At 54.2% G+C, this 12,353-nt stretch carries 9 protein-coding genes; 8 read left to right on the top strand and 1 reads right to left on the bottom strand.

Annotated features, from left to right (window positions below; genetic code table 11):
- The first annotated feature begins 3 nt into the window (after window positions 1–3).
- The 4 genes from J4645_RS13210 to tldD all read left to right on the top strand — a co-directional run bounded on the left by J4645_RS13210 (window position 4) and on the right by tldD (window position 7,557).
- Window positions 4–597, top strand: coding sequence for a nucleoside triphosphate pyrophosphatase (locus J4645_RS13210; RefSeq protein ID WP_000210306.1), 594 nt, complete (start codon window positions 4–6; stop codon window positions 595–597).
- A complete protein-coding gene (gene rng, locus J4645_RS13205; RefSeq protein ID WP_000123188.1) occupies window positions 587–2,056 on the top strand; it encodes a ribonuclease G in 1,470 nt (489 codons plus the stop codon). The genes J4645_RS13210 and rng overlap by 11 nt, the downstream gene beginning before the upstream one ends.
- A 110-nt stretch (window positions 2,057–2,166) precedes the next feature.
- Window positions 2,167–5,967 (top strand): AsmA2 domain-containing protein YhdP, encoded by a 3,801-nt coding sequence (yhdP, locus tag J4645_RS13200; protein ID WP_001253495.1) that lies wholly within the window; start codon window positions 2,167–2,169, stop codon window positions 5,965–5,967.
- A gap of 144 nt (window positions 5,968–6,111) precedes the next feature.
- Window positions 6,112–7,557: a metalloprotease TldD gene (gene tldD / locus J4645_RS13195; RefSeq protein ID WP_000055936.1), complete on the top strand. Its 1,446-nt coding sequence runs from the start codon at window positions 6,112–6,114 to the stop codon at window positions 7,555–7,557.
- Window positions 7,558–7,678: 121 nt separating this feature from the next.
- Here the strand turns inward: tldD and aaeR are convergent, their stop codons facing one another.
- Window positions 7,679–8,608, bottom strand: coding sequence for an HTH-type transcriptional activator AaeR (gene aaeR / locus J4645_RS13190; protein ID WP_000440300.1), 930 nt, complete (start codon window positions 8,606–8,608; stop codon window positions 7,679–7,681).
- 181 nt (window positions 8,609–8,789) lie between these two features.
- On the opposite strand from aaeR, the gene aaeX reads away from it, so the two are divergent.
- The 4 genes from aaeX (at window position 8,790) to J4645_RS13170 (ending at window position 12,350) form a co-directional block, all read left to right on the top strand.
- Entirely contained in the window at window positions 8,790–8,993 is a 204-nt protein-coding gene (gene aaeX / locus J4645_RS13185; protein WP_000051840.1) for a p-hydroxybenzoic acid efflux pump operon protein AaeX, read from the top strand.
- A gap of 7 nt (window positions 8,994–9,000) precedes the next feature.
- Entirely contained in the window at window positions 9,001–9,933 is a 933-nt protein-coding gene (gene aaeA, locus J4645_RS13180) for a p-hydroxybenzoic acid efflux pump subunit AaeA (RefSeq protein ID WP_000855138.1), read from the top strand.
- Between the two features lie 5 nt (window positions 9,934–9,938).
- Window positions 9,939–11,906 carry a p-hydroxybenzoic acid efflux pump subunit AaeB gene (gene aaeB / locus J4645_RS13175; RefSeq protein ID WP_000510913.1) on the top strand — a complete coding sequence of 656 codons (1,968 nt, stop codon included), beginning with the start codon at window positions 9,939–9,941 and terminating at the stop codon, window positions 11,904–11,906.
- Window positions 11,907–12,077: 171 nt separating this feature from the next.
- Window positions 12,078–12,350 carry a barnase inhibitor gene (locus tag J4645_RS13170; protein ID WP_023214447.1) on the top strand — a complete coding sequence of 91 codons (273 nt, stop codon included), beginning with the start codon at window positions 12,078–12,080 and terminating at the stop codon, window positions 12,348–12,350.
- Window positions 12,351–12,353 lie beyond the last annotated feature (3 nt).

The following is a 12,353-nucleotide window of genomic DNA, read 5'->3' as shown; positions in this document are numbered from 1 at the left end:
GATATGACAACTCTGTATCTTGCTTCCGGTTCCCCGCGTCGCCAGGAATTATTGACTCAACTTGGATTTTCATTCGAGCAGGTCGTGCCTGGTATTGAAGAGCAACGGCGTGCTCAGGAAAGCGCGCAGCAGTATGTTGTTCGGCTGGCGCGCGAAAAGGCGCAGGCTGGCGTGGCGCTGGTTCCCCGTGATCTGCCGGTGTTGGGCGCGGATACGATAGTCGTGTTAAATGGCGAGGTGCTGGAAAAGCCGCGCGACGCCGCTCATGCCGCAGAAATGCTGCGTTTGCTTTCCGGAAATACGCATCAGGTGATGACTGCTGTTGCGCTTGCGGACTCGCAGCAGACGCTGGATTGTCTGGTGGTAACGGAGGTGACTTTCCGCACGCTTTCTGCGCAGGATATTACTGGCTATGTCGCCAGCGGCGAGCCTTTAGATAAAGCAGGTGCATACGGTATTCAGGGGCGGGGTGGCTGTTTTGTCAGGAAGATAAATGGCAGCTATCACGCCGTGGTCGGCTTACCGCTGGTTGAAACGTATGAGTTGTTGAGTCATTTTAACGCACTGCGTGATAAAAGGGATAAACATGACGGCTGAATTGTTGGTAAACGTAACGCCATCGGAAACGCGCGTGGCGTACATTGATGGCGGTATTCTTCAGGAAATCCATATTGAGCGCGAAGCGCGACGCGGAATCGTAGGCAATATCTACAAAGGTCGTGTAAGTCGTGTACTTCCAGGTATGCAGGCGGCTTTTGTAGATATTGGGCTGGATAAAGCCGCATTTCTTCATGCTTCCGACATTATGCCGCATACCGAATGCGTGGCGGGCGACGAGCAAAAACAGTTTACGGTGCGCGATATCTCCGAACTGGTGCGTCAGGGACAGGATCTGATGGTGCAGGTAGTGAAAGATCCGCTCGGCACGAAAGGCGCGCGTTTGACCACGGACATCACGTTGCCCTCCCGTTACCTTGTTTTTATGCCCGGGGCGTCACACGTTGGCGTTTCCCAGCGTATCGAAAGCGAAAGTGAACGCGAGCGCCTGAAAAAGGTGGTGGCGGAATACTGCGACGAACAGGGCGGGTTTATTATCCGTACCGCGGCGGAAGGCGTGTGTGAAGAGGATCTCGCGTCTGACGCCGCCTATCTCAAGCGCGTCTGGACGAAAGTCATGGAGCGCAAAAAGCGTCCGCAAACGCGCTACCAGATGTATGGCGAACTGGCGCTGGCGCAGCGCGTGCTGCGCGATTTCGCCGATGCGCAGTTGGACCGAATTCGCGTCGACTCACGTCTGACCTATGAGTCGCTGCTGGAGTTTACCGCAGAATACATCCCGGAAATGACCAGTAAGCTGGAGCATTACAGTGGCCATCAGCCGATCTTCGATCTTTATGACGTGGAAAATGAAATCCAGCGCGCGCTGGAGCGTAAGGTTGAACTCAAGTCCGGCGGTTATCTGATTATCGACCAAACCGAAGCGATGACGACGGTAGATATCAATACCGGCGCGTTTGTCGGACACCGTAATCTCGACGACACCATTTTTAATACCAATATTGAAGCGACTCAGGCCATTGCCCGCCAGCTACGCCTGCGTAATCTGGGCGGCATTATCATTATCGATTTTATCGACATGAATAATGAAGATCATCGCCGCCGGGTGCTGCATTCGCTGGAACAGGCGTTAAGTAAGGATCGCGTGAAAACCAGTATTAACGGTTTTTCGCCGCTGGGGCTGGTGGAAATGACCCGTAAACGGACTCGTGAAAGCGTGGAACATGTGCTTTGTAACGAGTGTCCAACCTGTCATGGCCGCGGGACGGTAAAAACGGTGGAAACCGTCTGCTATGAGATCATGCGTGAAATTGTACGTGTTCATCACGCTTATGACTCCGATCGCTTCCTGGTTTATGCTTCTCCTGCGGTGGCGGAAGCGCTGAAAGGCGAAGAATCACACGCGCTGGCGGAAGTCGAAATCTTTGTCGGCAAACAGGTTAAAGTTCAGGTCGAACCGCTTTATAACCAGGAGCAGTTTGACGTCGTAATGATGTAATTGAGTAGTAGCACCAGCGCATGTAGGCCGGATAAGGCGCAAGCGCCGCCATCCGGCAATATACCTTCAAGGGGTGTGAGTCGTATTTTTTGGCAGACAAGGAGAGACGCGTGAGGCGATTGCCGGGGATTTTATTGCTCACTGGAGCCGCGCTCATCGTCATTGCAGCGCTGCTGGTTAGCGGGTTGCGCCTGGCGTTGCCTCATCTTGACGCCTGGCGTCCAGCTATCCTGAATAAAATTGAGTCTGTGACCGGCGTGCCGGTGGCCGCCAGCCAACTCTCCGCAAGCTGGCAAAATTTTGGCCCTACGCTGGAAGCGCATAATATTCATGCCGCCCTGAAAGATGGCGGCGAACTGTCGATAAAACGCGTTACGCTGGCGCTGGACGTCTGGCAAAGCCTGTTGCATATGCGCTGGCAGTTTCGCGACCTGACCTTCTGGCAACTCAATTTCCGCACCAACACGCCTCTTCAAAGCAGCGACGGCGAAGGCATCGAAACCAGCCGTTTAAGCGATCTTTTCCTGCGTCAGTTCGATCATTTCGATCTGCGCGATAGCCAAATCAGTTTTCTGACGCTTTCCGGACAACGCGCGGAGCTGGCGATCCCACAGCTTACCTGGCTAAACGGCAAAGAGCGGCACCGCGCCGAAGGCGAGGTCAGTCTCTCCAGCCTGACCGGGCAGCACGGTGTGATGCAGGTGCGGATGGATTTACGCGATGACGACGGTTTGCTGAATAATGGCAGAGTCTGGTTACAGGCCGACGATATTGACGTCAAGCCGTGGCTGGGCAAATGGATGCAGGATAATGTGGCGCTCCAGACGGCGCGTTTCAGTCTGGAAGGCTGGATGACGCTCAGCAAAGGCGAAATCGCCGGAGGAGACGTCTGGCTGAAACAGGGTGGCGCAAGCTGGCTGGGTGATAACACGACGCACACGCTGTCTGTCGATAACCTGACGGCGCAGATTAGCCGCGAGCAGCCGGGCTGGCAGTTTTATATTCCGGACACACGGATTACGCTTGATGGTAAACCCTGGCCGAGCGGAGCCTTAACCGTGGCCTGGCTCCCGCAGCAGGATGTCGGCGGCGAGAATCACACACGTAGCGATGAGCTACGCATTCGCGCCAGTAACCTTGAACTGGCGGGGCTGGAAGCATTACGTCCGCTGGCGGCTAAACTGTCGCCTGTGCTGGGCGAAATATGGCAGGCTACGCAGCCGAGCGGAAAGATCGCCACACTGGCGCTGGATATTCCGCTACAGGCGACCGAAAAAACGCGTTTTCAGGCATCGTGGGAAAATCTTGCCTGGAAACAGTGGAAGCTGTTGCCCGGCGCGGAACATTTTTCCGGTACGCTGGCGGGAAGCGTAGAAGACGGGCAGATGAAGGTTGCGATGCAGCAGGCTAAAATGCCCTATGAAACCGTTTTTCGCGCGCCGCTGGAAATTGAAAACGGCGTCGCGACGCTTAGCTGGTTGAAGAATGAGAACGGCTTTCAGCTTGATGGCCGCGACATTGACGTCAAAGCAAAGGCGGTACATGCGCGCGGCGGGTTCCGCTATCTGCAACCGACGGGCGACGAACCGTGGCTGGGCATTCTGGCCGGCATCAGTACCGACGATGGATCTCAGGCGTGGCGCTATTTTCCGGAAAACCTGATGGGCAAAGCGCTGGTCGATTACCTTAGCGGCGCGATTCAGGGCGGCGAGGCGGATAACGCCACGTTGGTTTACGGTGGTAACCCGCACCTCTTTCCCTATAAGCATAACGAAGGTCAGTTTGAAGTGCTGGTGCCGCTGCGCAATGCGACGTTTGCCTTTCAACCCGACTGGCCGGCGCTAAAAAATCTCAACATTGAACTGGATTTCCTGAACGACGGCCTGTGGATGCGTTCGGATAGCGTCGATTTGGGCGGGGTGAAGGCCAGCAAACTCGCGGCGGCGATTCCGGATTATTCCAAAGAGAAACTGCTCATTGATGCCGATATTAACGGGCCGGGAAAAGCCGTTGGGCCTTATTTTGACGAGACGCCGCTAAAAGACTCGCTTGGCTCGACGCTGGCGGAGCTCCAATTAGATGGCGATGTGAATGCTCGCTTACATCTTGATATTCCGCTGGATGGCGAACAGGTTACCGCTGAGGGCGATGTCTCGTTGCGTAATAACAGTCTGTTTATTAAGCCGCTAAACAGCACGCTCAAAAATCTGAACGGTAAATTCAGCTTTGTGAATGGCGCGCTAAAAAGCGGGCCGCTGACGGCAAACTGGTTTAATCAGCCGCTTAACCTGGATTTCAGTACGACGGAAGGGGCAAAAGCCTATCAGGTCGCCGTCAACCTGAACGGTAACTGGCAGCCAACGCGTATGGGCGTCTTACCGCCGCAACTGAATGACGCCCTGAGCGGCAGCGTGACGTGGAATGGTAAAGTCGGCATCGATCTTCCGTATCACGCTGACACCACTTATCACATCGAGCTGAACGGCGATCTGAGAAATGTGAGCAGTCACTTACCTTCTCCGCTAAATAAACCCGCAGGCGAAGCCATTCCGGTGAACATTCAGGCTGACGGCAACCTGAAAAGTTTTGCGCTAACGGGGAGCGCAGGGAGTAAAAATCACTTTAACAGCCGCTGGTTATTAAATCAGAAGCTGACGTTGGATCGGGCTATCTGGACGACGGACAGCCGGACGATTCCGCCATTACCTGCTCAACAAGGCGTTGAGCTCAATCTGCCGGCGCTGGATGGCGCGCAGTGGCTGGCGTTATTCCAGAAAGGCGCGGCGGATAACGTGAGCAGTTCGGCCGAGTTTCCTCAACGCATCACGTTGCGTACTCCCGCGCTATCGCTGGGCGGCCAGCAGTGGAACAATTTGAGCGTCGTTTCAGCCCCCTCGCTGAACGGAACAAAAATTGAAGCGCAGGGCCGTGAGGTGAACGCCACGCTGCTCATGCGCAACCATGCGCCGTGGCTGGCGAACATTAAGTACCTGTATTACAACCCTGGCGTCGCAAAAACGCACGCCTCGTCACCAACGCCGACATCGCCGTTGGCTTCGGCGAACACGATTAGCTTCCGCGGCTGGCCGGACTTACAGCTTCGCTGCGAAGAGTGCTGGCTGTGGGGGCAAAAATATGGGCGTATTGATGGCGATTTCGCCATCAAAGGCAATACGCTGACTCTGGCGAATGGCCTGATCGATACCGGATTCGCCCGTTTGAAAGCGAACGGCGAGTGGGTGAATGCGCCGGGTAATGAACGAACCTCGCTGAAAGGTAGTCTGCATGGTAGTAACCTCGACACGGCTGCCGGGTTCTTCGGCATCTCGACGCCAATCCAGAACGCGTCTTTTAACGTAGATTACGATCTGCACTGGCGAAACCCGCCCTGGCAACCTGAGGAAGCCACGCTCAACGGGATTTTACGTACGCGTCTGGGTAAAGGCGAGTTTACTGATCTCAGTAGCGGTCATGCCGGACAGTTACTGCGGCTGCTCAGTTTTGATGCGTTGCTGCGTAAGCTGCGGTTTGACTTCAGAGATACCTTTAGCGAGGGCTTCTATTTCGACTCTATTCATAGTACCGCGTGGATTAAAGATGGCGTCCTGCATACTGACGATACGCTGGTGGATGGGCTGGAAGCGGATATTGCAATGAAAGGTTCTGTTGATCTGGTGCGTCGTCGTCTTGATATGGAGGCCGTTGTCGCGCCGGAAATTTCCGCCACCGTGGGCGTCGCTGCCGCGTTTGCCGTTAACCCGATTGTCGGCGCGGCGGTATTTGCCGCCAGTAAAGTGTTGGGGCCGCTATGGAGCAAGGTCTCCATTTTGCGTTATCGCATTACCGGTCCGGTCGATGCGCCGCAGATCAACGAAGTTCTGCGCCAACCGAGAAAAGAAAGCCAGCAATGATTTGACGGGGGCGAGGAATTGCCCCACTCTCAGTAAATAGTCATGCCGGACGGCGCTGCGTTTATCCGGTTTGTACAATCTAACAACGTAGTCCGGATAAGGCGTGAACCGCCATCCGGCAGAAATCAACGAGTAGCAAAAACGATGAGTCTGAACCTGGTAAGTGAACAATTGCTAGCGGCGAATGGCCTGAACCATCAGGATCTGTTCGCTATTTTGGGCCAACTGGCCGAACGCCGTCTTGATTATGGCGACCTCTATTTTCAGTCGAGCTATCACGAATCCTGGGTTTTAGAAGACCGCATCATTAAAGATGGTTCATATAATATCGACCAGGGCGTTGGCGTTCGCGCCATTAGCGGCGAAAAAACCGGTTTTGCTTATGCTGACCAGATAAGCCTCCTGGCGCTGGAGCAGAGTGCGCAGGCAGCGCGAACCATTGTACGCGAGAACGGCGAAGGCAAGGTAAAAACGCTCGCCGCCGTAGCGCATCAGCCGCTCTACACCACCCTTGATCCGCTGCAAAGTATGAGCCGCGAAGAGAAGCTGGATATCCTCAGACGCGTTGATAAAGCGGCGCGAGAAGCCGATAAACGCGTGCAGGAAGTTAACGCCAGCCTGACCGGCGTATATGAATTAATCCTCGTGGCGGCGACCGACGGGACTCTGGCGGCGGATGTCCGTCCACTGGTGCGGTTGTCCGTTAGCGTGCAGGTGGAAGAAGACGGTAAACGCGAGCGCGGCGCCAGCGGCGGCGGCGGTCGCTTTGGTTATGAGTATTTTCTTGCCGATCTCGACGGCGAGGTTCGCGCCGACGCGTGGGCGAAAGAAGCGGTACGCATGGCGCTGGTTAATCTCTCCGCGGTCGCTGCGCCAGCGGGGACGTTACCGGTGGTTCTGGGCGCCGGGTGGCCGGGCGTATTGCTGCACGAAGCGGTCGGTCACGGGCTGGAAGGTGATTTTAACCGTCGTGGGACATCTGTGTTTAGCGGTCAGATCGGCGAGCAGGTTGCCTCCGCGCTTTGCACCGTAGTGGACGACGGCACAATGATGAACCGTCGCGGCTCCGTTGCTATCGATGATGAAGGTACGCCAGGCCAGTACAACGTATTGATTGAAAATGGCGTGCTGAAAGGATACATGCAGGACAAGCTGAACGCGCGCCTGATGGGCGCTGCGCCGACCGGTAACGGGCGTCGCGAATCTTATGCGCATCTGCCGATGCCGCGTATGACGAATACCTATATGTTGGCGGGGCAGTCAACGCCGCAGGAAATTATCGAATCCGTTGAGTACGGCATCTATGCGCCTAACTTTGGCGGCGGTCAGGTGGATATCACCTCCGGCAAGTTTGTGTTCTCTACCTCGGAAGCGTATCTGATTGAAAACGGCAAAGTCACGACGCCGGTGAAGGGCGCGACGTTGATTGGATCAGGCATTGAAACGATGCAACAGATCTCCATGGTCGGCAACGACCTTAAGCTGGATAACGGGGTGGGGGTCTGCGGTAAAGAGGGTCAAAGTCTGCCGGTAGGCGTAGGCCAGCCGACGCTGAAAGTCGATAACCTGACGGTTGGCGGCACCGCATAACTGTCCGCCTTATCAGGCCTGTGGTGTGTGCCGCCCAGGCCTGATAAGCGCAGCGCCATCAGGCAATGTCAGCCTCGGGTGGCATCTGGCTACAATCGTCTTCAGCAATTACCCGGTGTTTTTATTTTTCTTTCCCTCGCCCGTGCATCCCCTGAAACAGGTGTGCGACATCGACAAAATAGTCAGTTAACGCGTTAATCACTACCTGCACTTTAAGCGGCAGCTTATCTTTTTCGGTATACAGCGCGTACACCGGACGGGGATCGGACTGATAGCGAGGCAGCAGGATCTCCAGATCGCCACGATTGATCTCATCGATCACCCACATCAGCGGCACATAGGCGATTCCGGTTCCGGCGGTCAGCCAGCGTACCAGCGTCATCGGATCGTTAGTGACGAACCGCCCCTGTGGAATCAGTCGGGTAGAAATTCCTTCCGGCGCGATAAGTTCAAACTCATTATCCGGGCGCACGCTATATTCCAGCCAGGAATGGCTACTGAGATCGGCGGGTTTTTCCGGGACGCCGTACTGAGCGAGGTAGGGCTTGGCGGCGCACACAACCATCGGCATCGCGCCAAGTCGACGGGAAAACAGGCTGGAGTCTTGCAGCGCGCCCACGCGGATCACCACGTCCAGCCCGTCGGCAATTAAATCCGGAGCCGGAATTCCTGTCACCAGATTGACCGCCAGACCGGGATACTCTTTTAATAATTTTGCGGTAAGCCCGGCCAGCACATTTTGCGCCATGGTTGAAGAACAGCCGATACGCAATGTACCGATAGGCGTGTTATTAAAAGCGTAAAGCTGCTCGTGAACATCCTGCACTTCATGCAGCATACGACGACAGCCCTGATAATAGATTTTTCCAGCCTCGGTGAGCCCAATGCTGCGTGTGCTGCGGTTGAGCAATTTAACCTGAAGCTCATCTTCCAGTTTCGCCACAGTCTGGCTGATGGACGATACGCTCATTTGCAGCTGTCTGGCTGCGGCGGTAAAAGAGCCAAACTCGACAACTTTGGCGAATACCGACATTCGTTTTAATCGTTCCATTATTCACTCTGGCTTAAAAGTGATTTAGATCACATAATATAGATAACAGCATAACAATTACGTTAATATACTATTATTCGAATAAGAGCTATGTCGCTCTCGCCTGGCGTCTCTTGCCCTTCTCTGCGGCGATGTAGCTTAACAATCTATCGCCTGCTCTCTCTCAGAAATCAAGGTCAACATGAGTCTGTTTCCCGTTATCGTGGTGTTTGGTCTTTCCTTCCCACCGATATTTTTCGAATTGCTTTTGTCACTGGCTATTTTTTGGCTGGTGCGTCGGATGCTTGTACCGACGGGCATCTATGATTTTGTCTGGCATCCGGCTCTGTTCAATACCGCGCTGTATTGTTGTCTGTTTTATTTAATATCGCGCCTGTTCGTTTGAGGTTGAAGTGAAAACACTAACAAGAAAACTCTCCCGTACGGCCATTACCCTCGTACTGGTTATTCTGGCCTTTATCGCCATTTTCCGCGCCTGGGTGTATTACACCGAATCTCCCTGGACGCGCGACGCGCGTTTTAGCGCCGATGTCGTCGCTATTGCCCCGGATGTCGCGGGCCTGATTACCCATGTAAACGTGCATGATAACCAACTGGTGAAAAAGGATCAGGTTCTGTTTACCATCGATCAGCCACGCTATCAAAAAGCGCTGGCGGAAGCGGAAGCTGATGTAGCCTATTATCAGGTCCTGGCGCAGGAAAAACGCCAGGAAGCCAGTCGCCGTAATCGCCTCGGCGTACAGGCGATGTCCCGGGAAGAGATCGATCAGGCGAACAATGTTTTGCAGACTGTACTGCATCAACTGGCTAAAGCCCAGGCGACGCGCGATCTGGCTAAACTCGATCTGGAACGCACCGTCATTCGCGCGCCTGCCGACGGCTGGGTGACTAACCTCAATGTTTATGCCGGTGAATTTATTACCCGCGGTTCCACAGCCGTCGCCCTGGTGAAAAAGAACTCTTTTTACGTGCAGGCCTATATGGAAGAGACCAAGCTGGAAGGCGTGCGTCCGGGATATCGTGCCGAAATCACGCCGCTTGGCAGTAACCGGGTATTAAAAGGTACCGTCGATAGCGTGGCGGCAGGGGTAACGAATGCCAGCAGTACCAGCGATGCGAAAGGGATGGCGACGATAGACTCTAACCTCGAATGGGTGCGTCTGGCCCAGCGTGTCCCGGTGCGCATCCGGCTCGACGAGCAGCAGGGGAATTTGTGGCCTGCCGGTACGACGGCAACCGTCGTGATCACCGGTAAGCAGGATCGTGACGCAAGCCAGGACTCCTTCTTCCGTAAACTGGCGCACCGGCTGCGCGAATTCGGTTAATCGTCATGGGCATTTTCTCCATTGCCAACCAGCACATTCGTTTTGCGGTAAAGCTGGCGTGCGCCATTGTGCTGGCATTATTTATCGGCTTCCATTTTCAACTGGAGACGCCGCGTTGGGCGGTGCTGACCGCCGCGATCGTGGCGGCAGGCCCGGCATTTGCCGCCGGCGGGGAACCCTATTCCGGCGCTATCCGTTATCGCGGAATGTTGCGTATTATCGGGACGTTTATTGGCTGTATCGCCGCGCTTATCATTATTATCTCTATGATCCGCGCGCCGCTATTGATGATTTTGGTGTGCTGTGTCTGGGCCGGTTTTTGTACCTGGATCTCCTCTTTAGTACGGATCGAAAACTCTTATGCGTGGGGACTGTCAGGTTATACTGCGCTGATCATTGTGATTACCATTCAGACGGAGCCGCTGCTCACGCCGCAATTTGCGCTTGAACGCTGTAGCGAAATCGTCATCGGCATTGGCTGCGCTATTTTAGCGGATCTGCTTTTCTCGCCGCGATCGATAAAGCAGGAGGTTGATCGCGAACTGGACAGTTTACTGGTAGCGCAATATCAGCTAATGCAACTTTGTATTAAGCATGGCGACAGCGAAGAAGTCGACAACGCCTGGGGCGATCTGGTGCGACGCACGGCGGCGCTGGAGGGGATGCGAAGTAATCTGAATATGGAATCTTCGCGCTGGGTACGCGCTAACCGCCGCCTGAAAGCGTTGAATACGCTTTCGCTCACGCTGATTACGCAATCCTGTGAAACTTATCTTATTCAAAACACGCGGCCGGAACTGATTACCGATACATTCCGGGAACTGTTCGAGACGCCGGTTGAAACGGTACAGGACGTCCACAGACAGTTAAAACGGATGCGGCGTGTCATTGTCTGGACCGGCGAGCGCGAAACGCCCGTCACGCTTTATAGCTGGGTAGGCGCTGCGACGCGCTATCTGCTGCTTAAACGCGGCGTGATCAGCAACACCAAAATCAGCGCGACGGAAGAAGAGATCCTGCAAGGCGAGCCCGTAGTTAAAGTGGAATCCGCTGAACGCCACCATGCGATGGTGAACTTCTGGCGCACCACGCTTTCCTGCATTCTGGGGACATTATTCTGGCTATGGACCGGCTGGACATCGGGTAATGGCGCGATGGTGATGATTGCCGTGGTGACCTCGCTGGCGATGCGTTTACCCAATCCGCGCATGGTCTGCATTGATTTTATTTATGGCACTCTGGCGGCGTTGCCGCTGGGATTGCTCTATTTCCTGGTGATTATTCCCAATACGCAGCAAAGTATGCTGTTGTTATGTTTGAGCCTGGCGGTATTGGGGTTCTTTATCGGCATTGAGGTCCAGAAACGGCGTCTGGGGTCGATGGGGGCGCTGGCCAGTACGATTAACATTATTGTGTTGGATAATCCGATGACGTTCCATTTCAGCCAGTTCCTCGACAGCGCGTTGGGGCAAATTGTTGGCTGTATGCTGGCGTTTATCGTCATCCTGCTGGTGCGTGATAAATCCAAAGATCGAACCGGTCGCGTGCTGCTTAATCAGTTTGTTTCCGCTGCGGTCTCGGCAATGACGACCAACGTGGTACGTCGTAAAGAAAACCGTCTGCCTGCGTTATATCAGCAACTCTTTTTGCTGATGAATAAATTCCCTGGCGATTTGCCGAAGTTTCGCCTGGCGCTAACGATGATCATTGCTCATCAACGCCTGCGCGACGCGCCGATACCGGTTAATGAAGATCTGTCAGTGTTTCACCGTCAGCTTCGTCGTACCGCAGACCATGTTATTTCCGCCGGAAGCGATGATAAACGGCGACGCTACTTTGGTCAGTTGCTGGATGAGCTGGATATCTATCAGGAGAAATTACGTATCTGGGAGGCGCCGCCGCAGGTGACGGAACCGGTTAAACGCCTGACGGGCATGTTACATAAATACCAGAACGCGCTTACCGATAGCTAACCCACAAGAACCGATGCCAAAAGCGTCGGTTTTTTTATGACTATACTTATTTGAGATACAAAAACAGCGCAAGAGTGCTCCGGGGCTAAAAGCGTTTCTGGAAGTGAAACCTCTGCATAATGATGCTTAGTAGTAAAACAGACAATTGTCTGTCGGGGATGGTGGCTGGCTATGAATGTCTATACTTTTGATTTTAATGATATTAAAAACCAAAGCGATTTTTATCGCGAGTTTACGCAGACGTTTGGTCTTGCCAGTGAGAAAGTAAGCGATCTTGATACATTATGGGATGCGGTAATGAGCGGTATCTTACCCCTACCGCTAGAGATTGAGTTTGTTCACCTGCCTGATAAACTGCGCAGGCGCTACGGGGCGCTGATTTTACTCTTTGATGAAGCGGAAGAAGAGCTGGAGGGGCGGCTACGGTTTAATGTCCGGCATTGAAAA

Source organism: Salmonella sp. 32082101201600294FB01SM01 (assembly GCF_017572865.1).
In the GTDB taxonomy this organism is placed as follows: Bacteria; Pseudomonadota; Gammaproteobacteria; order Enterobacterales; family Enterobacteriaceae; genus Salmonella; species Salmonella enterica.
The sequence above is the reverse complement of the archived record's forward strand: the minus strand, read 5'-3'. Positions and strand labels throughout refer to the sequence as shown.

What these genes read in the sequence shown, in the direction of transcription:
- J4645_RS13210 (WP_000210306.1), top strand. Translation starts at nt 4, where the DNA reads ATGACAACTCTGTATCTTGCTTCCGGTTCCCCGCGTCGCCAGGAATTA.
- rng (WP_000123188.1), top strand. Translation starts at nt 587, where the DNA reads ATGACGGCTGAATTGTTGGTAAACGTAACGCCATCGGAAACGCGCGTG.
- tldD (WP_000055936.1), top strand. Translation starts at nt 6,112, where the DNA reads ATGAGTCTGAACCTGGTAAGTGAACAATTGCTAGCGGCGAATGGCCTG.
- aaeR (WP_000440300.1), bottom strand. Translation starts at nt 8,608, where the DNA reads ATGGAACGATTAAAACGAATGTCGGTATTCGCCAAAGTTGTCGAGTTT.
- aaeX (WP_000051840.1), top strand. Translation starts at nt 8,790, where the DNA reads ATGAGTCTGTTTCCCGTTATCGTGGTGTTTGGTCTTTCCTTCCCACCG.
- aaeB (WP_000510913.1), top strand. Translation starts at nt 9,939, where the DNA reads ATGGGCATTTTCTCCATTGCCAACCAGCACATTCGTTTTGCGGTAAAG.
- J4645_RS13170 (WP_023214447.1), top strand. Translation starts at nt 12,078, where the DNA reads ATGAATGTCTATACTTTTGATTTTAATGATATTAAAAACCAAAGCGAT.